Origin of the sequence: Amylibacter sp. IMCC11727, from assembly GCF_029854195.1 — a bacterium.
In the GTDB taxonomy this organism is placed as follows: Bacteria; Pseudomonadota; Alphaproteobacteria; order Rhodobacterales; family Rhodobacteraceae; genus Amylibacter.
The window spans coordinates 3273991-3296292 of record NZ_CP122960.1 but is presented as its reverse complement, the minus strand read 5'-3'; the positions used below and the strand labels follow the sequence as shown (position 1 = coordinate 3296292).

Here is a 22302-nt window from a genome sequence, read left to right as displayed (position 1 = left end):
ATTTACCTTATCATTCTGTGTCGGCGTTTGAGGGTTTCAGATTAGGGATTTTGTTGGGGTCCCGTTCCAGCCCTGCAAAATCGAACAGCCCACTGTCGAGAAGATGGGTGGGCCGCGCATTCATCAAAGAGCGGAACATGACCTGACGCCGACCCGGGGAGTTTTTCTCCCATCCGTCGAGGATTTGTTTCACTTGTTGGCGTTGCAATCCGTCTTGTGACCCACAGAGATCGCAGGGGATAATGGGGTAGTTCATGGCCGTGCTGAATTTTTCGCAATCCGCTTCAGCCACAAAGGCGAGGGGGCGATAGACGAAAAGATCACCTTCTTCGTTCAGCAGCTTGGGGGGCATGGTGGCAAGCCGCCCGCCGTGAAACAGGTTCATCATAAAGGTTTCAAGAATGTCGTCGCGGTGGTGGCCAAGCACAACGGCAGAGCAGCCTTCTTCGCGGGCAATGCGATAGAGGTTGCCACGGCGCAGGCGTGAACACATGGCGCAATAGGTGCGGCCAGCGGGAACCTTATCTTTTACGATGGAATAGGTGTCTTGGTATTCGATGCGGTTTGGCACGCCCATTTTTTCGAGGAATTCTGGCAGGACCGTGGCGGGGAAGTTCGGTTGGCCTTGATCCAAGTTGCAGGCGAGGATTTCCACAGGTAGCATACCGCGCCATTGCAGTTCGGTCAGCGCGGCGAGCAATGTGTAACTGTCTTTGCCCCCTGACAAGCAGACGAGCCATTTCGCACCGCGTTCAATCATACCGTATTGTTCCACCGCTTCGCGGGTTTGTCGGATGATGCGTTTGCGCAGCTTTTTGTATTCGGTCGTGGACGGCGCGCCGTAAAAAAGCGGATGGATATCTGTGGGTGTGTCGAGCATGGCGTGGGGATACCCAATGCGGGATGCAAACTCAAGCGGTGATCCAATTGAGCGTTTCAACCGTACATTTTACAATACTCCAAGACCACATCTGCAAGAATGAGGTTCCAACATGGCACAGTTAAAGAAAAATCTTCAGCTTTTGATCAAGCGGATGCTGCGATCCTATCGTAAGTCCGAAGAACAGATGCTGCCGTAAGGCGTTCTGTTTGTTGCATATAGGACATCGTGGCAGGGCTCCGGATTTGGGAGGCCGGGGCCCGCAAATTTTAAGGACCACCATGCGCTTTTACTTGTTCGGGTTCATCCTGCTGTTGGCAGCCTGTACGGGAAAACCGTCTTTTGAGGACCCGAGCCTTGGGGGACCCAAGCTGAACCTTGAAGAGTATTTCGATGGGCATGTGGTTGGGTATGGGCAATTCCAAGACCTGTTTGGCACGGCGCGGCGGCGGTTCGAGGTGGATATCCGTGGTGACTGGGATGGCGAACGCCTGACGTTGACCGAAGATTTTGTCTATGCGGATAAAACCACGGAACGGCGCGTTTGGACCCTGACCAAAACGGGTGCGGATACTTGGACCGGCACAGCGGATGGTGTGTATGGCATGGCATCCGGCGTTGAAGATGCGGATCGGTTTAACTGGAAATACAAAATTGATCTGCCAGTGCCAGAGGGCACGTTGACGGTCAATTTTGATGATTGGATGTGGATGCTGGACGAGCGCCGCGTGTTGAACCGCGCCTATATGAAGAAGGCAGGAATCGATATCGGTGAGGTTGTGATCTTCTTTGAGAAGAAGCGTTAAATCCCGTCGATGGGAACCGGATATTTAAACCGAAAAGAGTTGGAAGACGCGCCCGCCAGTGACGGGCGCGTTTATTATTAGGCAGAGATGATGTTGTGCTCTGGTCCGTATGGGAATTTGGTGATGTTTTCGACGGAGTCTTCTGAAATCACCAGAATGTCGTGCTCGCGGTAACCGCCAGCGCCGCCCATGTTGTCTGGGATGGTCAGCATTGGTTCCATGGACACAACGTGGCCTGGTTCCAGTACTGTTTGGATGTCTTCGCGCAATTCCAGACCTGCTTCACGACCGTAGTAGTGAGACAGAACACCGAACGAGTGACCGTAGCCAAAGGAGCGGTATTGCAGCAGATCGCGAGACGCGAACAACTCGTTGATTTCCGCACAGATGCTGGCACATGTCACGCCTGGTTTGATGAGCGAGAGGCCCAATTCGTGAGCATCCACGTTGGCCTGCCAGATTTCCAAGGAGCGTGCGTCTGGTTCACCGATGAACAATGTGCGTTCAAGAGCAGTGTAATAGGCGGAGATCATTGGGAATGTGTTCAGGGACAGGATGTCGCCTTTTTCCAGTTTGCGTGTTGTCACAGGGTTGTGTGCGCCATCTGTGTTGAGGCCAGACTGGAACCACACCCATGAATCACGGATTTCGGAATCTGGGAAGGAACGTGCAATTTCCAGTTCCATTGCGTCGCGGCCCGCCATGGCGATTTCGATTTCAGATGCGCCAAGTTTGATGGCGTCGCGGATCGCGAATCCGCCGTGGTCTGCAACGCGTGCGCCTTCTTTGATGAGTGCGATTTCAGCTGGGGATTTCACCATACGCTGCGCCATAGAGGCAGGGGCGATGTCTTCGAGAACTTCTGGCTCGATGAAGGTGTTCAGGGCGTTTTGACCTGCGAGGGTCAGGTGGTCGCCTTCGATCCCGATGCGACGTGCGTTGCCCGCACAGTTTTTCACCGCACGCCAGTAGTTGTCACGCTTCCAGTCGGTGTAAACGAGGTTGTCACAGGCGGAGCGGCGGGCAGGTTGGCCCCCGTCGATGCCAGCGGAAATTGTGGTGGCGCGGTCGTGTGTTACAACACATGCGTAGGGGCGACCGAAGGAACAATACAGGAAGCCAGAGTAATAAGCGATGCCGTGCATGGATGTCAGAACGACGGCTTCGATGTTTTTTTCCGCCATGATTTTGCGCAGGCCAGCAAGGCGCGCGTCATATTCAGCTTGGGGGAATGGAAGGGGTGCTTTTTCACCGTTTTCGAATGTGAAAAATTCGGTGTTTTGGAAGGATGCGAGTTGGTCCATTTTGATCTCCTTTGACAGGAGACGCGGTACTGCTCCTGCAACATGTCCGGCGTACAGAACAGGTTTGAGAAGCGCACGAGGGGTGCGTGGGGCGACGCCATCGCCTTGGCCGCGTTGTAAGTCGGAAAATGTGAGTCTGGCAAGTGTTTTTAACGTTTCAAGAATGACCTGAATCACCAATACCCTGCCACGCTTCGCGATCTTGGGCTTTTGGTGATGAACAACCGCTGACGTTTTTCTTGAAACGCCTAATCTGGCACGTTGTCGATGCCCGAGCCGCCCCAAGGATGGCAGCGGCAGATGCGGTGGGCCGTGAGGTATCCGCCTTTGATTCCGCCGTGTTTTTCCAATGCTTCGAGGGCATAGGCGCTGCAGGTGGGTTGAAAGCGGCAGCCATGGCCCACGTAAGACGAGAAGGTCAGGCGGTAGGCCTTAACGGGCAACGACAGGAGTTTGGCAAGCGGGGTCATGGCGCTGGGATACCAGCGGGATGGTCCCTAGTGCAAGATGTGGCGGTTTGTGCCGTGGCCTGTGAGACAGATCAGTTCGTTTTCTCGCAAGGCTGTCCAGTTGGTTACGTCCCCATCAAGGGGTTCAGATGCAAGCGCCGTGCCCCCCGAAGTGAGTGGCCCTGAAAGGTACAGCGTTGGGCTGGCGTGATCGGAGGCGTGGCGAAAGCCGTAAACAGACGTGCCGTTGGTCAGCACACAGGCAAGGCGATTGGGGGCTTTGGTGTCGCCCTGCACCGCGCGAATTTGATCTAGTGTCGTCTGGATCGCTGTGACGGGATCGGCGTCGAGCCCGTTTGCAAGGCAGAGCATAAACAACATTTCGCTGTCCGTGGTGCCACGGCGCTGGGCGTAGAGGTCATCGGGAAGCGTTGATTCGAGTGTGCGCCGGATGCGCGTGAAATCCGCGATTTGGCCGTTGTGTGCAAAGGACCAATGATCTGACGTGAAGGGATGACAGTTAACGCGCGTGACTTCGCCAACGGTCGAGGCACGCACATGGGCGAGGAACAGGTGGGATTTCACCATGCGGCACAGGTTAGGCAAATTGCCGTCGGACCACGCGGGCAGCACATCGCGGTACAGCCCAGGAATCGGATCGTCGCCATACCACGCAATGCCAAAGCCATCGCCATTGGTGGCGAGTTTGGCCTCAGTCGCGGCTTGAGATTGTTCCAACAGGGAATGGCTGGGTGTAACGATAATGCGTTCAAGCGCGATTTCGGGGCCGAGGTAGGCGGTCAGGCGACACATGGGAGTCCTTTGGGGTTTTCGATTTAATACGAGAGTACGGTGCGAATGTGGTCCCAAAGAAATCACTTAATGGGGATGGGATTGTGATGAATGCCCAAAAGGGGGTGTTTGAACTGCGGATGGACGTGGGCGGGGAGGGAATTGGATTGGATATTTGAGCCAAGAAAAAGGGGATCGGTCTGCTATATCCCTTGATGTTTTATTTGAGGCCAGGTTGAGTGAAGAATGGCTGAACGACGTAATTGGACAGAACAGGAAGTACGCGCGGCATTGGCGCTGTATCTTGTGACGCCGTTTGGGCGCATTCATAAGGGCAATCCTCAGATTATTGATTTGGCGGGACGAATAGGGCGAACGCCTTCGGCTGTGGCGCTGAAATTGAGCAATCTGGCGGCGATTGATGAAACGTTGCCGCGCAAGGGCATGGCGAACGCAAGCGCGCTTGATCGACAAATATGGGCAGAGTTTCAGACCGAGCCAGAGTATGTTTTGGACGCGCGGGAGTTTGTGTATCGGCAGCCCGATGCAGTGCCTGATGGGATACATCTACGCGAGGGTGTGGATCGGGTCACAACCACAAAAGTGCGACAGGGGCAAGGATATTTCCGTGACATGATGCTGGCATCATATGGTGCAAAATGTGCTTTGACTGGGGTTGAAGAGCCCAAGTTGCTGGTGGCGAGCCATATTGTGGGCTGGGCGGAGGACGCGTCGCAGCGGTTGAACCCGCGCAATGGAATTTTGCTGAATGCGTTGCATGACAAAGCGTTTGATCGACATTTGATCACGTTTGATGAGTCTTATCGTATGATCGTGTCGGATCACATGCGGCCCATCACGCGAGAGCGGATTGGGCGCGGTGTTTTGGACATGCCATCGCGGTTTTTACCTGATCAAGATTTGTTGGAGCGACATCGGGCCAAGTTTTTTGATGCGCAAGCGTCTCACCCATGAACCTTACTCAGTGCCCATGTCAGGTCGGATTGCATTTGAGTGAAGTCGCGGGTGGCGGTTACGTCTTTGCGGCCAATCAGGACGTAGTCCCAACCTGACTTTCCGTGTTGGGGGAGAATCAGGCGGGCGATTTCGCGCAAGCGGCGTTTGGCGCGGTTGCGGGCCACGGCGTTGCCGACTTTTTTAGAACAGGTGAAGCCGACGTTGATGGTTGGGTCATCATCGTTGCGATTACGGGCTTGGAGGAGGAAGGCTTTGGTGCCTTGGCGGCGTTTGTTGTTGCAGGCGAGGTATTGCGCGCGCACCTGCATGACCTGCAGATTGCCGTCATTTAGACGAACGGAAACCGCCGGAGGCTTTGCTCCAGCATCTGCGATGATGCTTTGGGGCGCCTCCGGCGGTTTCAAAATCTTAGACCGAGGTCGGTTGTCTTATGCAGACAAGTCTTTGCGACCCTGCGCACGACGGCGGTTCAGGATCTTGCGGCCAGCTTTTGTCGCCATACGGGAGCGAAAGCCGTGGCGGCGTTTGCGAACAAGGTTGCTCGGCTGATAAGTACGTTTCATGTCAGGTCTCCTGATCGGGTGGCCCAAACCAAAAGAGATTCGAAGGCCGTGTGTATTCGAGAATTGGCTTCTAGGCGGTGGACGGGGGTCTGTCAATTCGGATTGATGCAATAAATTGCAATAATTCTGGGACTTAATAACAGGTTTGTGGGTGATGTTACAGGATTCGCCCGTTTCGGCCTGCATTTCTGTAACATTTGCTGGCGCGCGATCAATGGCGCGTGAGCGGGGTATCTTTGGGCAGGGTGTTTGCGCGATGAAGAGGGCAACTTGGAAATTATGTCCCGAAAGGGGATGGAAATGACAGAAGCCACGGAAAAGAAACCCTTCGATATAAAACGGTTGGTGCCGTTGATTGTGATCCTTTTGGTTGCTGTGGTGGGGTATTTCGCTCTGCGCGATGTGCTGAGCTTTGACACGTTGCGCGACAATCGCGAGGCACTGATTGCGTGGCGCGATAGCAATTATGCCTTGGCGGCGATTGTGTTCATTGTGATTTATGTGGTCGTGGTGGCGTTTTCATTGCCGGGTGCTGCGGTGATGACGTTGGCGGGTGGATTCCTGTTTGGAATTTTTCCGGGCGCCTTGTTCTGTGTGATTGGCGCAACGCTTGGGGCGATTGCGATCTTTTCTGCGGCAAAGCTGGGGCTGGGGGATATGCTGCATGCGAAGCTGGCAGAGAAGCCCGGGTTGATGCAGAAGATGGAGGCAGGGTTACGTGAGAATGAGATCAGTTTCCTGTTTCTGATGCGCCTTGTGCCTGCGATCCCGTTTTTTCTGGCAAACCTTGCGCCTGCGTTTTTGGGTGTTTCCTTACGCAATTTCGCGTTCACCACGTTCTTTGGGATCATGCCTGGGTCGATTGTATACACGTCGGTTGGGTCTGGTCTGGGCGAAGTGTTCGCACGAGGCGAAAGCCCAAACCTTGGGATTATTTTTGAGCCGCATATTCTGGGACCAATCCTTGGTCTGTGTGCGCTGGCGATCATGCCGATCATTATTAAGAAATTCACAAAGAAGAAGGACGCGATCTAATGGGTAATCGGATCAAGACGGACCTGTGCATCATTGGTGGCGGATCAGGCGGATTGTCTGTGGCTGCGGGTGCGGTGCAGATGGGCGCGAAAGTTGTGCTGGTTGAAGGACATAAAATGGGTGGGGATTGCCTGAATTATGGTTGTGTGCCGAGTAAGGCGCTGATTGCGGCGGGCAAGCATGCCCATGCGATGACCACGGGTGCGGTGTTTGGTGTGACCCCGAGCGTGCCGCAGGTGGATTACGCGGCGGCGAAGGATCATGTGCGATCTGTGATTGCAGGGATTGAACCGCATGACAGTGTGGAACGGTTTGAAGGTTTGGGCGTGACGGTGATCGAAGAATACGGCACGTTTATTTCACCGACTGAGCTGCAAGCGGGTGACACCGTGATCGAGGCGCGGCGATTTGTGATTTCGACAGGGTCGTCGCCGTTTGTGCCGCCGATCCCTGGATTGGACAGTGTTCCCCATTTCACCAACGAAGACATCTTTGATTTGCGCGAACAGCCAGAGCATTTGATTGTGATTGGAGGTGGGCCGATTGGCATGGAAATGGCGCAGGCGCATCGACGATTGGGTAGCAAGGTGACGGTGCTGGAAGGCGACAAGGCGCTGGGCAAAGATGATCCAGAAGCGGCGGCGGTTGTTTTGGAGAACATCCGCGCAGAGGGTGTTGAGATTGTTGAGGGTGCGTTGGCATCTGAGGTGCGCGGGTCTGCGGGTAAGATCGAAGTCGAAACAAAGGACGGTGCGGTTTACAAAGGCTCGCATCTATTGATGGCCGTGGGGCGCAAGCCGAACGTGGATAAGCTGAACCTAGAAGCGGCGGGTGTGGAGCCTGTACGGGGTGGAATCAAAGTAGATGCCAGTCTGAAGACCACAAACAAGAAGATTTACGCGATTGGGGATGTGGCCGCTGGGCTGCAATTCACCCATGTGGCGGGCTATCATGCAGGCGTGATTATTCGATCTGCCCTGTTTGGGCTGCCGTCAAAACAGCGCACGGACCACATTCCTTGGGCGACCTATACGGACCCAGAGCTGGCGCAAGTTGGTTTGACCGAGGCGCAGGCGCGAGAGGCGCATGGTGACAAGCTGGAAGTGGTGAAGTTCGACTATTCCGAAAATGATCGTGCGCGGGCCGAGTTGAAAACCAAAGGATTCGTCAAAGTGATGGTGGTTAAAGGTAAGCCCGTGGGCGCGACCATTGCAGGGGCGCAGGCGGGTGAATTGATCCAGGTCTGGGCGCTGGCCATTGCGAATAAGATGAAGATGGGCGCGGTTGCGGGGATGGTTTCGCCGTATCCGACGCTTGGTGAAGTGAACAAACGGGCGGCGGGTGCGTATTTTACGCCGCGCCTGTTTGAAAACGACTGGGTGAAACGGATTGTACGATTTGTTCAACGGTTTTGATCTGGTTGTAAGGTCCATGCGTAAAGGATATGTGCAAATAGCTGCGCACGTTTAGGGGATCAGATGTTTCTTAAGTCACTTTCAGGACGCTTTTTGCTGCTGACGATTGTTTTCGTCATGCTGGCAGAAGTCTTGATCTTTGTGCCTTCGGTTGCGCGGTTCCGTGTGGATTATTTGCAGGAACGGTTAGAACGGTCGCAGATTGCATCGCTGTCATTGTTGGCCACTGCAAATGATATGGTGGAGCCTGAGTTAGAAGCAGAATTGTTGGAAAATGCGGGCGTTTTGAACATCGTGCTGCGGCGTGATTCCATCCGTGAACTGGTTCTTGCGTCGCCTATGCCCGCGATGATTGAAGAAAGTTTTGATCTTCGCGATCCAAGTGCATGGGTTCTGATTAAAGATGCCTTTCGAACGATGGTCCCGCGTGAAGATCGTGTGATCCGCGTTTTAGGCCAGCCCGTTAAAGGGGCTGGTCTGATGATCGAGGTTGCAATGGACGAAGCGCCGCTGCGTGCGGCGTTGTGGGATTATGGATTGACCATTCTGATCCTGTCGGCGGTGATTTCGGCCTTTACGGCGGCGTTGCTGTTCTTTTCTGTTCGCACATTTATGGTGCGCCCGATTGAACGGCTGGTGCGTCAGATCAAGAATTACGAAGAAGCGCCTGAAGACGCGCGGCGGATTATTCAGCCCAAGGCCACCGTGACCGAGATTTATGAGGCGGAAACTGCGCTTAACAGTATGGAAACGCAGTTGAGCCAATCATTGCGGCAGAAAGAGCGGTTGGCGGCGCTGGGCGGAGCGGTTTCAAAGATCAGCCACGATTTGCGCAACATTCTGACCACCACGCAATTGCTTGCGGATCGGATGGAGCATTCGGATGATCCCCGTGTGCAGAAGTCTGCGCCGAAATTGTTGAACAGTTTGAGCCGTGCGGTGAACCTGTGCGAAAGCACATTGGCCTTTGGCAAGGCGGAGGAAGCTGCGCCGATGTTGCGGCCCGTGTCGATGCAAGCGCTGTTTGATGACGTGGTTGAGGCCGAAACCTTGGCGTTGCAAGACGGGTCTGTGGAGGTTGTTGCAGAAGATGTTTCTGGCATTGAGATGCAAGTGGACGAAGATCAGATTTACCGTGTGGTAAGCAATCTGGTGCGCAATGCGCGGCAGGTGTTGGCCGCAGGCAAAGGGGGCGAGGTGCGGGTGTCTGGAGCGGAAAGCGAAAATGGCTGGACGATCACTGTGAAAGACACTGGCCCTGGATTGCCGCCCAAGGCGCTCGACAATATTTTCAAACCTTTTGAGGGCAGCGTGCGCAAAGGCGGCACGGGGCTGGGCTTGGCGGTATCAGCGGATTTGGTGAGCGGGCATGGCGGTAAATTGGAATTGGTAGAAAATTCCAGCGCAGGTGCAGCGTTTCAGATTTGGCTGCCAAAATAGGCGAAGTTTCAGATTTCACCGCATTTCTGCGGGCTGCATTGAACGATTCTGCGATATTCTAATTCAGATTCGAAGATTATTCGAAAAAGTTGATCTTTTCGCGCGATCCGAAGTGCAAATGGGTGCATTCGGCGTGAAAATTACCGATTTTCTTTCACGCAAATTCTACTATGAGGGGGCAACAGAATCGAAGGAGCACCGTTATGATCGATACACCATACCTCTTGTTCTTGGGCGATGCGCCCGATGCGCTGGCTGCCAAAGTTGCACAAGGCATTAAAGACTGGCGACCTGAGGCGTCTTTGGGTCAATACCGCATGGAAGGCTGTAACGCCGACATGGGTCTGCCAGATATGACAATCGCAGAGGCGGTTGAAGCGGGTTGTAAAACACTGGTGATTGGTGTGGCCAACCGTGGTGGCGTTATTTCTGATGCGTGGAAAACTGTTCTGGTCGAAGCACTGGATGCGGGCATGGATGTGGCCTCTGGTTTGCACAATCTGCTGAATGACGAAGCGGTTTTGGTCGAAGCGGCAGAGCGCAACGGCAAGACATTGCATGACGTGCGCATCCCAACAGTAGATTATCCGATTGCGAACGGTAAAAAACGCACAGGTAAGCGGTGCTTGGCTGTGGGGACCGATTGTTCTGTGGGTAAAATGTACACAGGCATCGCGATGGAACGTGAAATGCTGAACCGTGGTATGAAAGCGACGTTCCGTGCGACGGGTCAAACAGGCATCCTGATCACGGGTGATGGTGTGCCTTTGGACGCTGTTATCGCCGATTTTATGGCAGGGTCTGTTGAATACCTGACACCTGACAATGATCCAGATCACTGGGACCTAATCGAAGGTCAAGGTTCCTTGTTCCACGTGTCATATTCTGGTGTGACGATGGCGTTGGTGCATGGTGGTCAGCCTGATGCGCTGATTCTGTGTCACGAGCCGACACGCGAACACATGCGTGGTTTGCCAGAGTATCAGCAGCCAACATTGGCACAGCTGCGCGATACAGCATTGCCATTGGCGCAAGTGGGCAACCCAGATTGTAAAGTCGTGGGCATTTCTGTGAACACGCAGCATATGCCCGAAGACGAAGCGGTTGCATATTTGGCAGAAGTTGAGGCCGAAATGGGCCTGCCAGCGGTTGATCCGTTCCGCCATGGTGCGGGCCGTTTGGTTGACGCGCTCGACGCGATTTAAGGCGCTGTTTAAGGTTGTGGCGGGCTGAAGCCCGCCCTACGATTTATGGCAGCTCCGATGCAATTCGGGGCTGTTTGTTTTTGAAAGGCCCAAGCTCATGAAAATCACCGTCACCCCTGATGTGTTTAAACTGGCACAAGTGTTTACGATTTCCCGTGGATCGCGCACCGAAGCCAAGGTTTTGACTGTTCGTGTGGAAAAAGATGGCGTGGTTGGTTGGGGCGAATGTGTCCCTTATGCGCGGTATGATGAAACGATGGAAAGCGTCACGGATCAGGTGATGAGTCTGTCAGGTGAGGTGGATCGCATCGGGTTGCTGGATATGTTGCCAGCGGGCGCGGCGCGCAACGCGGTGGATTGCGCGTTGTGGGATCTGGAAGCCAAAACGGCGGGCAAACGGGTTTGGGAGTTGCTGGGTCTGCCAGCCCCGAAACCAGAAATCACGGCTTATACCCTGTCGCTTGGTACGCCAGAAGCGATGGAAAAACAGGCGGCGGAAAACGCGTTTCGCCCATTGTTGAAAACCAAGCTTGGCGGTGGTGAAGAAGATGTTGCGCGGATCGAAGCCGTGCGCCGTGGTGCGCCTGATGCGCGGATTATTGTGGATGCGAACGAGGGCTGGACGCCTGAGTTGTATCAGACCCTTGCCCCTGTGTTGGTGCGTTTGGGCGTGCAGATGGTGGAGCAGCCTTTGCCCGCGGGTGAAGATGATGCGTTGTTGGAATTGGAACGGGTGTTGCCCGTGTGTGCCGATGAAAGCTGTCATGATTCTGGGTCTTTGCCGCATTTGACGGGCAAGTATGACATGGCGAATATCAAGCTCGATAAGACGGGTGGTTTGACTGAAGCCTTGCGTCTGCGTGAAGCGGCGTTGGCGCAAGGATATGACGTGATGGTGGGCTGTATGGTGGGATCATCGCTCGCCATGGCCCCTGCCACGATTGTGGCGCAGGGTGCGGCGGTGACGGATTTGGATGGGCCGTTGTTATTGGCTGAAGATCGGCCAGAGCCGCTGTTTTTTGATGAGGCTGGCGTGCATGGGCCGAGCGCTGGTTTGTGGGGCTGATCGCGTATGGGGCTGAGCGTTGAAGTTGGCTTTTTGGCGGATTTGATCGCCAATGATCCTGAAGGTGCTGAATTCGCCTTTGTGGATTTTGAGCGGATGGATGAGGCGCTGGCGGAAAAGGGGCTGGAGCCGTTGGATGAGCCCACAACAGGCGAGGATTGGTCTGCTGATCTGCTGGGGTATTCCGGTTTACACGCGCTGCGTGAGGTGTCTGGTTATGTTTGGAAAGGCCGCGACATACCGCGCGGTATTCTGCTCGATGGGTCGCAAACAGATTTGAGCGAAGATCTGGCCACAGAGTTTTTTGAACATCTGTCAGGGCGGGGCAATTTCACGCTGATTGGCAAGGCATTTCGTCAGATTTTCAAAGCCAAGGAAAAGCCGAAATTACCGCCGTTCACGCATTTGAACATCCATTCGGATTGCGACGGATATTATGTGCCTGTGGCGTTTGAAACGCCGATTGTTCCAAAACGTGTGACATCCGATAGCGAGCATTTGTGGCCGCTTGGGTCTGTGATGCGGTTAGAGGCGGAGTTGGCTCAGTTGGCGCGGCATTTGGAAATCCCCGCAGATTTGCGCCACGACGACGAACAATTGCACGCGCTGATTGATGCGCCCGACCGCACGCAGATTGCGGCGTTGTGGACGGCGCAGCCGATTGCCACGCATTCCCTTTTGGTGTTGCGCGAGGCGTGCGCCCGATCGCTTCGCACTGGTGCGGCGATCCATTTTTGTTAGAAGATCACAAAGGGTCGCGATGCGCCCCATGAAGGAGAGAAAAGATGAGAACAGTTTATTTGAACGGTGAATACCTGCCCGAAAACGAAGCCAAGGTTTCGATTTTTGACCGTGGGTTCCTGATGGCGGATGGCGTGTACGAGGTGACGTCTGTTCTGGACGGGAAGTTGTTGGAATTTGATGGCCACCTGAAACGGTTGGAGCGGTCCTTGAATGAATTGGACATGGATAAGCCAGAAGGGTTTGACGACCTGCTGGACATCCACCGCGAGTTGGTGCGTTTGAACGACGTGGAGCAAGGCGGTGTTTATCTGCAAATCACACGCGGTGCGGCGGATCGTGATTTTGTTTATCCAAAGGATGCAAAACCGACCTTGTGTTTGTTCACACAGTCCAAGCCACTGTTGGATACCGATGCGTCCAAGAACGGCATGTCTGTGATTTTCGCAGATGATATCCGTTGGGGGCGTCGCGATATTAAAACGGTGCAATTGCTGTACCCGTCCATGTGCAAAATGATGGCCAAGGCCGCAGGGGCCGATGATGCGTGGTTGGTGGAAGATGGGTTTGTAACCGAAGGGTCATCCAACAACGCCTATATCGTGAAGGGCAACAAAATCATCACGCGCGGTCTGTCCAACGACATTTTGCACGGGATCACACGGGCGTCTTTGCTGAAATATGCTAAGGAATCCCAGATGGAAATCGAAGAGCGCAACTTTACCCCAGATGAGGCGAAAGATGCGGATGAGGCGTTTATCTCTTCAGCGTCTACGTTTGTTATGCCGGTGGTCAAGATTGAAGGCGAAACCATTGGGAACGGGACACCTGGTGCCGTATCCATGCGCCTGCGCGAGATTTACATCGAAGAGAGCCGCAAGCGCGCGATCTGATCTTTGTAAAAGTCTAAACAGAAAAGCCGAGCCACATGGTTCGGCTTTTTTCATTGTGGTGGTGCGTTTGGTTGGTATGGTTCGGGTATGAAATATTTTTTATTCCCTTTGATCGCCATTATCGCCCCAAATTTTGCCTCAGCCCAAGATTGGATAACGCGCGAAGCCTGTGAAGTTCCCAGCATCGAAATAACCAACTCTACTCTTACGCCGACGTATTTGTCAGAACGAGCAGCAGAGTTTGAAAATGGGATTGGGCGGCTTTGGCGGGTGACATCGCAGTCTGGTAAGACCTCTCATTTATGGGGGACGATGCACACCACGCATCCCGAAGTTCTTGATCTGCCGGCAAAGCTGGTTTCGTTAATTGAAACCGCTGACACTGTTGCTTTGGAGTTTGATCCTACGTTTAAATCCCGCGCTGCATTTGAAAAGGCTACAAACAGCGAAGGTTTTTGGGCGCAATTAGATTTTCCGCGCCCGCCCGAGTTTATGCGTGACGATGTGGACAGTTGGGTGCGGGCCCGACTGGACGGCATTGGCTACAAAGATTCCATTGGATTTTTATCGCTAGGGGCCTTGGCAACCTTGTTGTTGGGCGATCCTTGCGATGATTTTTGGGGTGGTCTGATTTTAGCGCAGGATTATGAAATTTTGCGAATGGGCATAAAGGCTGGCGCGGCTCATACAGGATTGGAAGAAGAAGGGTTTTTGATGAATGACCTGAATTCGTACAATCGGCGGGCCGAAGTTGTGGCCATGATAAAGGTTTATGGTGCGTATCTGGACCCAGTGAGTTACGAAACGCCAGATGGCAGTGGATTGGGGTTGTATAAGAAAGGCCACATCGCTGGATTAATGGGATGGGACCGAGATTTTATCTTGGATTTCTACGGCCAAGAAGAAGGCGCGAAGTTGGAGCAATTGGTGAACGGGTATTTGGTGGATGAACGAAACAGGCTTTTCCTGCCTAAAACGTTGGAGTTGTTGGAAAAGGGCAATGCATTGATCGCCGTTGGGTCCTTTCATTTGCCAGGAGACGCTGGATTGGTGACCTTGTTACGGGAAGCTGGATACACTGTGGATCGGGTCCCAGTTGAGGGAGAGATTGGGTTTAAATGAAGTTATTTCCATACAATCGATCGCAGACTATTCGTATTCTTTTCATTGTTGCGATTGCGGCGGTTGTGATCCGTGTGATTTTAGATGGGCGGTTCGCTACATCGGCGCTTTTGTATTTGGCGGTTCCGTTTGCTGTCTCGGTGTTGATCCATCAGTTCATCCCGCACGAGCCAGAAACAACGCGGCCAAGGCAGTTGTTCAATCATTTGCGCGACGCGACGGTGGTGATGTTGGCCACGTCGTTTATCCTGTTCGAAGGGTTCATCTGCGTGCTAATGTTTATGCCGATTTATTATCTGAGCGTGCTGATCCATTATGCGTTTACTGGGCATCGCGACCCGACGAAATTACAGGTGCTTGCCGTGCCATTGGTGGTTGCGGTGTTGTCCCTGGAGGGCATGTTCCCAAGCACGAGCCTGCCGCGTAAGGCGGAGGTGACGCATGTGGCGGTGGTGGATGGGACGATTGCGCAATTAAAGGCGAATATGGCCAACCCCATCGTGTTTCAGAAGGATCGGAATTGGTTTTTGTCGATCTTTCCACTGCCTGTTTCGGTGGATGCGGGCAGCCTGACGGCAGGCGATGTTCATACGTTGGATTTTGTCTACAAGCGGTGGTTTTACACGAATATTCACAAAGGCACGTTTGCATTGGAGATTTCCGATGTAGGCGCGGATTTCGTGCGCACGAAAGTGGTGAAAAACACCAGCTATCTGGCGAGTTATGTGCAAATTGATGGAACCGAGGTGCGGTTTCGCGAATTGGATGATGGGCAGACCGAAGTGGCGTTGACGATCCATTACCATCGCAAGCTGGACCCTGCGTGGTATTTTGGGCCAATGCAGTCCTATGCTTTTGACAAAAGTGCGGCCTATCTGATCGACACTGTGATTGCGCGAAAATGAGCGATACGGGCCTGCACACGCGAATTGATTTTGCTGCGGATGCGGACCCTGTGAACGGCGTTGTGCGCTGGTCGGCGATGAAATCTATCTGGTGGACGGGGATGCTGTTGGGCTGGGTCGTAGGGGGTGCGATCTGGTTTTCGTGGTCGGCTGTTTGTGTGTTTATCGTCAGTTGCGCGGTGACGCTGTGTCTGGGTCATTCAATTGGAATGCACCGCAAGTTGATCCACGAAGCGTTTGACTGTCCGTTGTGGTTGGAGCGGGTGTTTGTGTATCTCGGTACGCTGGTCGGGTTGCAGGGACCGTTTGGGATGATGGTGATGCACGACATGCGTGATTGGGCGCAACGGCAATCGGCATGTCATGCGTTCCTGTCTCATCAAAGCGGGATTTTGCGCGATTTCTGGTGGCAGTTGCATTGCAAGTTGGATTTGGATGCACCGCCCGCGTATCGCGTGCCAGACCGTATCGCGCAGGATCGGTTTTATCAGGTTTTGCAATCCACGTGGATGGCGCAACAAGTGCCGTTGGCGATGGTGCTGTTTGCCTTTGGTGGCATTGGCTGGGTTGCATGGGGGATTTGTGGTCGCGTTGCCGTTTCGGTTTTCGGACACTGGCTGATCGGGTATTTCGCACACAATGACGGGCCTGATAAATCCCGCCGCGATTGGCATATTCGCGGCGCATCGGTGCAGGGGTATAATGTTCGTGGGTTTGGGTTGCTGACGTTTGGGGAATGTTGGCATAACAATCACCACGCGTTCCCAGGTTCGGCGCGGTTGGGTCATGATGGGCAGATGGACCCAGGGTGGTGGGTGTTGTGCGCATTCGCGCGTGTGGGGTTGATCACTCGATTGAACCAACCGAGTGATTTGCCCGAACGTGCGGAGTTAGAGCCGATTACCCATGACTCTGATCAAACGCGGCCTTTTGATCTGGGGTCGCCTCGGTCTGATACTTTGCCTTCCATTCGCTGAACGGCATGCCGTAGAACGCTTCGCGGCCTTGCATTTTGTCCATGTCGATGCCGCGTTCATTTGCGGCTTCTTGATACCAGCGGGCCAAGCAGTTTCGGCAGAACCCGTGCTGGTTCATCATGTCGATGTTTTGTACATCTGTGCGGTCTTCCATCAGGTGTTTTTGCAAACGGCGAAAGGCGGCGGCTTCGAGTTCGATTTGTGTTTGGGCGTCCATGTCGGGCTCCTTTATGCGGTTGCTTTAGATATGGCGGTTTTAATCAGCGGGGCAAGGCGTTCGGCCCATTTGATTTGTCCGCTTTCTTCGGCGATCAAGTCGTTGCGGACCTCGATCAATGTGTGAAGCAGATTTTGCGGCAAAGCGTGTTTGTCCATTGTGTCCCCTTCGAGATAGCCTGTGTAGGGCACATTGTCCCCCGTGACGATATCGCTGTGGCTTTGCAAGGATTCAAGCAGGGGATCGGACAGACGGCGATCATCGTTTGACAGGATGCCGATGTGCCAAGGACGCGGGGGGCGGCCGTTCAATTGGGGTGTGAAACTGTGGACGGATATGATCGCGGGTTTGTCGCGTTCACCGATCAGTCGCGCCAGCTCTGCATGGTAGGGATGATAGCATAGGTTGAGCCTGCGGTTCAATTCAGCCTCGTCTGCGTGGCGGTTCGCGGGGATCAAAGACCCATCGTAAAGACGCATCAAAAGTGTTGGGTCATCTTCGCCGCGGTTGGGGTCGATCACGAGCCGCGAAAAGTTGGAACAGACCACGGGCGCGTCCAGCAATTCGCCCAAATGACGCGAGACACCTGCTGCGCCGATGTCATAGGCGATGTGGCGGTTCATATCCGCAGCGGGCAGGCCCAGATCGCCATTGGCAACGGACGGGGGTACAGTGTTCGCGGCGTGGTCACACATTACGATCACATTTGCGGATCGGTGTTGGCCAGTTGTTACAAAGGGGACGTAGGTCATAGGCGGGCCTTAAATTCGGTTTGGTAGGAGATACTGCGCCGTGAGAAAAAGAGCCAGTGGGTTGATTTGGAATTTGGGGCAGACAAGAAATTTCGGCCTGATATAAAAGCGAACGTTAGCGATAAAGGAAATAAAATGCGGCGAATGAGAAGTGTGAAAGTTGTGGCGACACTCGGCCCTGCGTCGGAGACATATGATGTGATCCGAGGTTTGTTCGAGGCAGGGGCGGATGTGTTCCGCCTGAACATGAGCCACGGCAGCCACGATGAAATTCGCGAAAAGCATCAGACGATCCGCGATATTGAGCGCGATACGGGGCGACCCATTGGCATTTTGGCCGATCTTCAGGGGCCGAAATTGCGGTGTGGTGTATTTGCCAACGAAGACGGCGAAGAGCTGGTTGAAGGGGCATCTTTTCGGTTTGATCTGGATGAAGCCGAAGGGGATGCGACCCGAGTGTGTCTGCCCCACAAAGAGATTTTTGACGCGCTAGAGGTTGGGTCCACCCTGTTGGTGAATGACGGCAAAATCCGCCTGAAAGTGACCGAATGTGGGGAGGATTATGCGACCTGCGAAGTGATCGTTGGGGGCATGATTTCCAACCGCAAGGGCGTGAATGTGCCCGATGTGGTTCTGCCTTTGGCTGCGTTGTCCGAAAAAGATCGCGCGGATTTGGAATTCGTTTGTGAATTGGGCGTGGATTGGTTGGCGTTGTCTTTTGTGCAGCGCCCAGAGGATGTTTTGGAAGCCCGTGACTTGGCCAAAGGGCGTGCGACGCTGATTTCAAAAATTGAAAAGCCTGCGGCGGTGAAGTCCTTTGATGATATCCTTGAGGTGAGCGATGGGATCATGGTGGCGCGGGGCGATTTGGGTGTTGAATTGCCCGTTAGCCAAGTGCCGCCAATCCAAAAGCGGCTGGTGCGGCGGTGTCGGCACGTGGGCAAACCCGTGATCGTGGCGACCCAGATGATGGAGAGCATGATCACCGCCCCAGTGCCAACGCGGGCCGAAGTGTCTGATGTGGCGGCGGCCATTTATGAAGGTGCGGATGCGGTGATGTTGTCTGCGGAATCTGCGGCTGGGGACTATCCGATTGAGGCGGTTCAGACCATGAACAACGTGGCCGAGGAAGTTGAGGTCGATCCCACATTCCGCCAGATTATCGAAGCGTCCCGATCTGCATCGCGCAATTCCGTGGCCGAAGCGATTACAGTCGCGGCCCGCGAAGTGGCGGAGACAACAGACATTAAGGCGATTTGTTGTTTCACCCATTCAGGGACAACGGCTATGTTGGCGGCCCGCGAGCGCCCGCAGGTGCCGATTATTGGATTGACGCCCTTGGCGAAAACCGCGCGACGCATGACATTGGTGTGGGGATTGCATAGTGTTCTGACATCCGAAGTTGGCCGATTTAAGATGGCGGTGGTCAGTGCTGCCCGTGCGGCGCGGAATTATGGATTTGCCCAAGATGATGATAAAGTTGTTGTCACGGCGGGTGTTCCGTTTAACCAGCCAGGCTCCACAAATATCTTGCGCGTTGCGCCGGTGCAGGAAAAGCTGATATTTGGAAGTGAAGACGACTGACGAAACGACTAAGGCTGGGGGACTTATGCCTTTTGATTATCAACTTGTCGGCGGTACATTGATCTTCATCATTGGTTTGGTGGGTGTGACCAATGCTATGGTTGAGCGGAGATCACCGCTGTATGGGCTGATTGGTTTGTTGGTTGGTGCGGGTCTGTTGGGATGGGCATGGATGTTGTCTGATGGATCGCTGACACCACAACATTTGCCCCAAGCGGTGTTCCGTTTAATCGCGGAGTGGATTTAAGCGCAAACGCCTGTGTTTTCTTCTTGCAAATGATTGGGGTCGGGCCTAAAAGCCAGCTTCTACTGCGCGTCCGGCCGAAGGGCTGCCGAGTCGCGTGTCCGACCAACTTCTAAATCTGGAGACGGAAATGCCCAAGATGAAGACCAAATCAAGCGCGAAAAAGCGCTTTAAAGTGACGGCCTCTGGCCGCGTGTTGGCGGCCCAAGCGGGCAAACGCCACGGTATGATCAAACGTTCACGGAAATTCATCCGCAACGCGCGTGGGACAACCACGTTGTGTAAAGCCGATGAAAACATCGTGAAATCATACATGCCGTACAACCGCTAAGGAGATCTGAGAAATGTCACGTGTAAAAGGGGGCGCAACGTCCCACGCTCGTCACCGTAAAGTTGTTAAGGCCGCCAAAGGTTATTATGGCGCACGGTCCACGAATTTCCGCACAGCAACACAAGCTGTCGATAAAGCAAACCAATACGCAACCCGCGACCGCAAGAACCGCAAGCGCAACTTCCGCGCCTTGTGGATTCAGCGGATCAATGCTGGCGTTCGTGCCCATGATGAAGCGCTGACATACAGCAAATTCATCAACGGCCTGAACTTGGCTGGTATCGAAGTGGACCGTAAGGTTCTGGCTGATCTGGCCGTTCACGAGCCAGAGGCGTTCAACGCGATTGTTGACACAGCCAAAGGTGCGTTGGCGTAAGCCAGCAAACGGTTTTAAGAATTGAAGCCCTGCACCGAAAGGTGTGGGGCTTTTCTTTTGCGTTGGTGTTTGGCGGAGTTGCTGGCGCAACTGTACAATAAGCTGCTGCGCGGCGTGTTTGGATATTTTAACCAAGAAAAAGGCGATTGGGTTGCAAAAACTGGCTTGGCTGGTATCCCTGCAGCAACGAATTAAAGGAATGTGACCATGGACGGTTTGGACGCGCTGAAGGCGAAGTATCTTGAAGGTGTGATGGCGGCGGCAGATGAATCTGCGCTGGAAGATGTGCGTTTGGCAGCCGTGGGCAAAAAGGGCGAAGTGTCCTTAAAGATGCGCGAACTTGGCAAGATGACGCCTGAGGAAAAGCAGGTGGCAGGGCCGGCACTGAATGCGTTGAAGAATGAGATCAATTCGGCGATTGCGGCGAAGAAAGAGGCGCTGGGCGATGCGGCGTTGAATGAACGTTTGCAGGCGGAGTGGATTGATGTGTCTTTGGCGGGGCGTCCGCGTCGGCAGGGGACGATCCATCCTGTCAGCCAAGTGACGGAAGAGGTGATCGCGGTGTTTGCGGACCTTGGGTATTCGGTGGCTGAGGGGCCGCAGATTGAAAGTGATTGGTATAACTTTGATGCGCTGAATATCGCGCCAGAGCATCCCGCGCGCCAAGAGCATGACACGTTTTATATGCACCGTGATGAAGGCGACAATCGTCCGCCCCATGTGTTGCGCACCCACACAAGCCCTGTGCAAATTCGGTATATGGAAAAGCACGGCGCGCCGTGTCGGATTATCTCGCCCGGTCGTGTGTACCGCGCGGATTACGACCAGACGCATACGCCGATGTTTCACCAGTATGAGGGGCTGTGCATCGACAAGGGTGTTTCAATGGCGAACCTGAAGTGGACGCTGGAAGAGTTTTGTCGGGCGTTTTTCAATGTGGATGATATCGAGCTGCGGTTCCGCGCCAGCCATTTCCCGTTCACGGAGCCGTCCGCCGAGGTGGATATCCGCTGTTCGTGGGACAAGGGCCAGTTGAAGATTGGCGAAGGCGACGATTGGATGGAAATTCTAGGGAGCGGCATGGTGCATCCGAAGGTGCTGGCCGCCGCTGGGGTGGATTCAGATAAATATCAAGGGTTTGCCTTTGGCATGGGGATTGATCGGATTGCGATGCTGAAATACGGGATTCCTGATTTGCGCGCGTTCTTTGACAGTGATCTGCGCTGGTTGCGGCACTATGGGTTCAGTGCGTTGGATATGCCGAACATGCATGCGGGGATTAGTGGGTGAATCTAACTTTGAGGTCTGATCCGAACTCAATCTTGGCGCAGACACAAGCCAATTGCAGATTTTTTGTTACTTGCGCTCTGGATAGATTTGTATCCAACCAATAATTTTTTGCAATTTCAACAGCATGGTCTTGTGCGAGATGCTTTGATTTCTTGTATAGATCGGTTTTATTTTTTGCGACCAATCGCCTCGCACGCGTTTCTTTCGTTGCGAGGCAGTCTAGAAAATCGCTTTGACGCGAATCTAGTTGGGAAATAATTGCCTGATAAGCATTAGTTAATGACCTTTCTTTGTATTGTTCGCCCAGCAATTCCCATTCAAATGTTCCCATAAACCTCGATGTCTTTTTTTGTTTTGGAAAGGCTGGAATCGCCTTTGGAGTAGTTGTCAATGGTTGCCCGCTTTGATTTGGCTGACGAGCGATAAGAGCCCTTTGAATTATTTCATCATGGGTTTCCGAAAAATTCTGTCTACTTGATTCAATTAGCTTGTGAGTTTCGAGGGATATGCTGATTTGGGTTTGTTGCATTCATTTCACTTAAGTTAATTTCTAGGATGACTTCTCTTATAAGGCGCTTATAAGGGAAGTCAATATCCCATAAAATCTTCAAAGGACCGAAGAGACCCATTTTGGACATCTTTAACCCCACTCCCTAGCCACCGAACGCCTCAACGCAGCCAACCGATCCTCGGCAGACGTTTCAAAACCCTCCAGCCACTCTGTCACAATTGAAAATGCGTTTCGTTCTCGGCTGTTGATGCGTTCGTGGCCTTTTGCCTCGACGCTTACCAGCCCGCCTTCTTTTAAAATTCTAAGGTGTTTCTTTACTGCTGCGCGGGTCAGGGGAAACTGTTCGGTCAATTCGCCTATGGTGATAACCCGCGCGTTCAACAACCGTAGGATTTTGTAGCGGGTGTGGTCGGTAGGAACATAGAA

The 22302-nt window shown here is 53.6% G+C and carries 26 protein-coding genes; 17 read left to right on the top strand and 9 right to left on the bottom strand.

Translation table 11 applies throughout. The features are described 5' to 3' along the window. Positions 1-10 precede the first annotated feature (10 nt). On the bottom strand, positions 11-880 hold the full coding sequence (ttcA, locus tag QBD29_RS16515; protein WP_280100992.1) for a tRNA 2-thiocytidine(32) synthetase TtcA: 870 nt from the start codon (positions 878-880) through the stop codon (positions 11-13). 281 nt (positions 881-1161) lie between these two features. On the opposite strand from ttcA, the gene QBD29_RS16510 reads away from it, so the two are divergent. Further along, positions 1162-1686 carry a DUF3833 domain-containing protein gene (locus tag QBD29_RS16510; protein ID WP_280099177.1) on the top strand — a complete coding sequence of 175 codons (525 nt, stop codon included), beginning with the start codon at positions 1162-1164 and terminating at the stop codon, positions 1684-1686. A 77-nt stretch (positions 1687-1763) separates the two neighbouring features. On the opposite strand, the gene QBD29_RS16505 is transcribed toward QBD29_RS16510, so the two are convergent. The 3 genes from QBD29_RS16505 to QBD29_RS16495 form a co-directional block, all read right to left on the bottom strand. Continuing rightward, a complete protein-coding gene (locus tag QBD29_RS16505; protein WP_280099176.1) occupies positions 1764-2990 on the bottom strand; it encodes an aminopeptidase P family protein in 1227 nt (408 codons plus the stop codon). A 248-nt stretch (positions 2991-3238) separates the two neighbouring features. Beyond that, positions 3239-3460: a membrane protein insertion efficiency factor YidD gene (gene yidD, locus QBD29_RS16500; protein ID WP_280099175.1), complete on the bottom strand. Its 222-nt coding sequence runs from the start codon at positions 3458-3460 to the stop codon at positions 3239-3241. Positions 3461-3487: 27 nt separating this feature from the next. Beyond that, positions 3488-4252, bottom strand: coding sequence for a class II glutamine amidotransferase (locus QBD29_RS16495; protein WP_280099174.1), 765 nt, complete (start codon positions 4250-4252; stop codon positions 3488-3490). 225 nt (positions 4253-4477) lie between these two features. Between QBD29_RS16495 and QBD29_RS16490 the strand changes: the two genes are divergently transcribed. Then, complete coding sequence (locus QBD29_RS16490) at positions 4478-5206, top strand: HNH endonuclease (RefSeq protein WP_280099173.1); 729 nt, start codon at positions 4478-4480, stop codon at positions 5204-5206. Here the strand turns inward: QBD29_RS16490 and rnpA are convergent. Then, positions 5197-5613 carry a ribonuclease P protein component gene (gene rnpA / locus QBD29_RS16485; protein ID WP_280099172.1) on the bottom strand — a complete coding sequence of 139 codons (417 nt, stop codon included), beginning with the start codon at positions 5611-5613 and terminating at the stop codon, positions 5197-5199. The genes QBD29_RS16490 and rnpA overlap by 10 nt on opposite strands. 24 nt (positions 5614-5637) lie before the next feature. Continuing rightward, a complete protein-coding gene (rpmH, locus tag QBD29_RS16480) occupies positions 5638-5772 on the bottom strand; it encodes a 50S ribosomal protein L34 (protein ID WP_069298733.1) in 135 nt (44 codons plus the stop codon). Between the two features lie 300 nt (positions 5773-6072). On the opposite strand from rpmH, the gene QBD29_RS16475 reads away from it, so the two are divergent. From QBD29_RS16475 to QBD29_RS16430, 10 genes are all read left to right on the top strand, one after another. Further along, positions 6073-6807 (top strand): VTT domain-containing protein, encoded by a 735-nt coding sequence (locus QBD29_RS16475; RefSeq protein WP_280099171.1) that lies wholly within the window; start codon positions 6073-6075, stop codon positions 6805-6807. Then, positions 6807-8222 (top strand): FAD-dependent oxidoreductase, encoded by a 1416-nt coding sequence (locus QBD29_RS16470; RefSeq protein ID WP_280099170.1) that lies wholly within the window; start codon positions 6807-6809, stop codon positions 8220-8222. The genes QBD29_RS16475 and QBD29_RS16470 overlap by 1 nt, the downstream gene beginning before the upstream one ends. 63 nt (positions 8223-8285) lie before the next feature. Further along, a complete protein-coding gene (locus QBD29_RS16465; RefSeq protein WP_280099169.1) occupies positions 8286-9662 on the top strand; it encodes a HAMP domain-containing sensor histidine kinase in 1377 nt (458 codons plus the stop codon). Positions 9663-9865: 203 nt separating this feature from the next. Beyond that, positions 9866-10867 carry an N-acetyltransferase DgcN gene (dgcN, locus tag QBD29_RS16460; RefSeq protein ID WP_280099168.1) on the top strand — a complete coding sequence of 334 codons (1002 nt, stop codon included), beginning with the start codon at positions 9866-9868 and terminating at the stop codon, positions 10865-10867. A gap of 97 nt (positions 10868-10964) precedes the next feature. After that, positions 10965-11933, top strand: a complete 969-nt coding sequence (gene dgcA / locus QBD29_RS16455) for an N-acetyl-D-Glu racemase DgcA (protein ID WP_280099167.1) — start codon at positions 10965-10967, stop codon at positions 11931-11933. A 6-nt stretch (positions 11934-11939) separates the two neighbouring features. Continuing rightward, the gene (locus QBD29_RS16450) at positions 11940-12674 is read left to right on the top strand and encodes a hypothetical protein (RefSeq protein ID WP_280099166.1); all 735 of its coding nucleotides are present in this window, start codon (positions 11940-11942) and stop codon (positions 12672-12674) included. A gap of 44 nt (positions 12675-12718) precedes the next feature. Further along, complete coding sequence (locus QBD29_RS16445; protein ID WP_280099165.1) at positions 12719-13567, top strand: D-amino-acid transaminase; 849 nt, start codon at positions 12719-12721, stop codon at positions 13565-13567. An 87-nt stretch (positions 13568-13654) separates the two neighbouring features. Next, complete coding sequence (locus QBD29_RS16440; protein WP_280099164.1) at positions 13655-14689, top strand: TraB/GumN family protein; 1035 nt, start codon at positions 13655-13657, stop codon at positions 14687-14689. Continuing rightward, positions 14686-15594 carry a hypothetical protein gene (locus QBD29_RS16435; protein WP_280099163.1) on the top strand — a complete coding sequence of 303 codons (909 nt, stop codon included), beginning with the start codon at positions 14686-14688 and terminating at the stop codon, positions 15592-15594. The genes QBD29_RS16440 and QBD29_RS16435 overlap by 4 nt, the downstream gene beginning before the upstream one ends. Beyond that, positions 15591-16571: an acyl-CoA desaturase gene (locus tag QBD29_RS16430; RefSeq protein WP_280099162.1), complete on the top strand. Its 981-nt coding sequence runs from the start codon at positions 15591-15593 to the stop codon at positions 16569-16571. The genes QBD29_RS16435 and QBD29_RS16430 overlap by 4 nt, the downstream gene beginning before the upstream one ends. On the opposite strand, the gene QBD29_RS16425 is transcribed toward QBD29_RS16430, so the two are convergent. Continuing rightward, positions 16495-16788: a DUF1244 domain-containing protein gene (locus QBD29_RS16425; protein ID WP_280099161.1), complete on the bottom strand. Its 294-nt coding sequence runs from the start codon at positions 16786-16788 to the stop codon at positions 16495-16497. The two genes, QBD29_RS16430 and QBD29_RS16425, sit on opposite strands and share 77 nt — an antisense overlap. Before the next feature lie 11 nt (positions 16789-16799). Then, the gene (locus QBD29_RS16420) at positions 16800-17540 is read right to left on the bottom strand and encodes an N-formylglutamate amidohydrolase (RefSeq protein WP_280099160.1); all 741 of its coding nucleotides are present in this window, start codon (positions 17538-17540) and stop codon (positions 16800-16802) included. Positions 17541-17675: 135 nt separating this feature from the next. On the opposite strand from QBD29_RS16420, the gene pyk reads away from it, so the two are divergent. From pyk to pheS, 5 genes are all read left to right on the top strand, one after another. Then, on the top strand, positions 17676-19124 hold the full coding sequence (gene pyk / locus QBD29_RS16415) for a pyruvate kinase (protein ID WP_280099159.1): 1449 nt from the start codon (positions 17676-17678) through the stop codon (positions 19122-19124). Between the two features lie 25 nt (positions 19125-19149). Further along, entirely contained in the window at positions 19150-19371 is a 222-nt protein-coding gene (locus QBD29_RS16410; protein ID WP_280099158.1) for a hypothetical protein, read from the top strand. A gap of 127 nt (positions 19372-19498) precedes the next feature. Next, the gene (gene rpmI, locus QBD29_RS16405; protein WP_280099157.1) at positions 19499-19699 is read left to right on the top strand and encodes a 50S ribosomal protein L35; all 201 of its coding nucleotides are present in this window, start codon (positions 19499-19501) and stop codon (positions 19697-19699) included. Positions 19700-19712: 13 nt separating this feature from the next. Beyond that, positions 19713-20075 (top strand): 50S ribosomal protein L20, encoded by a 363-nt coding sequence (gene rplT / locus QBD29_RS16400; protein ID WP_280099156.1) that lies wholly within the window; start codon positions 19713-19715, stop codon positions 20073-20075. Between the two features lie 216 nt (positions 20076-20291). Continuing rightward, a complete protein-coding gene (gene pheS, locus QBD29_RS16395; protein WP_280100991.1) occupies positions 20292-21365 on the top strand; it encodes a phenylalanine--tRNA ligase subunit alpha in 1074 nt (357 codons plus the stop codon). On the opposite strand, the gene QBD29_RS16390 is transcribed toward pheS, so the two are convergent. Further along, entirely contained in the window at positions 21355-21894 is a 540-nt protein-coding gene (locus QBD29_RS16390; RefSeq protein ID WP_280099155.1) for a hypothetical protein, read from the bottom strand. The two genes, pheS and QBD29_RS16390, sit on opposite strands and share 11 nt — an antisense overlap. Positions 21895-22302 lie beyond the last annotated feature (408 nt).

Excerpts from the sequence above, each read along its gene's own strand:
- ttcA (WP_280100992.1), bottom strand. The coding sequence starts at position 880 with ATGCTCGACACACCCACAGATATCCATCCGCTTTTTTACGGCGCGCCG.
- QBD29_RS16510 (WP_280099177.1), top strand. The coding sequence starts at position 1,162 with ATGCGCTTTTACTTGTTCGGGTTCATCCTGCTGTTGGCAGCCTGTACG.
- QBD29_RS16505 (WP_280099176.1), bottom strand. The coding sequence starts at position 2,990 with ATGGACCAACTCGCATCCTTCCAAAACACCGAATTTTTCACATTCGAA.
- yidD (WP_280099175.1), bottom strand. The coding sequence starts at position 3,460 with ATGACCCCGCTTGCCAAACTCCTGTCGTTGCCCGTTAAGGCCTACCGC.
- QBD29_RS16495 (WP_280099174.1), bottom strand. The coding sequence starts at position 4,252 with ATGTGTCGCCTGACCGCCTACCTCGGCCCCGAAATCGCGCTTGAACGC.
- QBD29_RS16490 (WP_280099173.1), top strand. The coding sequence starts at position 4,478 with ATGGCTGAACGACGTAATTGGACAGAACAGGAAGTACGCGCGGCATTG.
- rpmH (WP_069298733.1), bottom strand. The coding sequence starts at position 5,772 with ATGAAACGTACTTATCAGCCGAGCAACCTTGTTCGCAAACGCCGCCAC.
- QBD29_RS16475 (WP_280099171.1), top strand. The coding sequence starts at position 6,073 with ATGACAGAAGCCACGGAAAAGAAACCCTTCGATATAAAACGGTTGGTG.
- QBD29_RS16470 (WP_280099170.1), top strand. The coding sequence starts at position 6,807 with ATGGGTAATCGGATCAAGACGGACCTGTGCATCATTGGTGGCGGATCA.
- QBD29_RS16465 (WP_280099169.1), top strand. The coding sequence starts at position 8,286 with ATGTTTCTTAAGTCACTTTCAGGACGCTTTTTGCTGCTGACGATTGTT.
- dgcN (WP_280099168.1), top strand. The coding sequence starts at position 9,866 with ATGATCGATACACCATACCTCTTGTTCTTGGGCGATGCGCCCGATGCG.
- dgcA (WP_280099167.1), top strand. The coding sequence starts at position 10,965 with ATGAAAATCACCGTCACCCCTGATGTGTTTAAACTGGCACAAGTGTTT.
- QBD29_RS16450 (WP_280099166.1), top strand. The coding sequence starts at position 11,940 with ATGGGGCTGAGCGTTGAAGTTGGCTTTTTGGCGGATTTGATCGCCAAT.
- QBD29_RS16445 (WP_280099165.1), top strand. The coding sequence starts at position 12,719 with ATGAGAACAGTTTATTTGAACGGTGAATACCTGCCCGAAAACGAAGCC.
- QBD29_RS16440 (WP_280099164.1), top strand. The coding sequence starts at position 13,655 with ATGAAATATTTTTTATTCCCTTTGATCGCCATTATCGCCCCAAATTTT.
- QBD29_RS16435 (WP_280099163.1), top strand. The coding sequence starts at position 14,686 with ATGAAGTTATTTCCATACAATCGATCGCAGACTATTCGTATTCTTTTC.
- QBD29_RS16430 (WP_280099162.1), top strand. The coding sequence starts at position 15,591 with ATGAGCGATACGGGCCTGCACACGCGAATTGATTTTGCTGCGGATGCG.
- QBD29_RS16425 (WP_280099161.1), bottom strand. The coding sequence starts at position 16,788 with ATGGACGCCCAAACACAAATCGAACTCGAAGCCGCCGCCTTTCGCCGT.
- QBD29_RS16420 (WP_280099160.1), bottom strand. The coding sequence starts at position 17,540 with ATGACCTACGTCCCCTTTGTAACAACTGGCCAACACCGATCCGCAAAT.
- pyk (WP_280099159.1), top strand. The coding sequence starts at position 17,676 with ATGCGGCGAATGAGAAGTGTGAAAGTTGTGGCGACACTCGGCCCTGCG.
- QBD29_RS16410 (WP_280099158.1), top strand. The coding sequence starts at position 19,150 with ATGCCTTTTGATTATCAACTTGTCGGCGGTACATTGATCTTCATCATT.
- rpmI (WP_280099157.1), top strand. The coding sequence starts at position 19,499 with ATGCCCAAGATGAAGACCAAATCAAGCGCGAAAAAGCGCTTTAAAGTG.
- rplT (WP_280099156.1), top strand. The coding sequence starts at position 19,713 with ATGTCACGTGTAAAAGGGGGCGCAACGTCCCACGCTCGTCACCGTAAA.
- QBD29_RS16390 (WP_280099155.1), bottom strand. The coding sequence starts at position 21,894 with ATGCAACAAACCCAAATCAGCATATCCCTCGAAACTCACAAGCTAATT.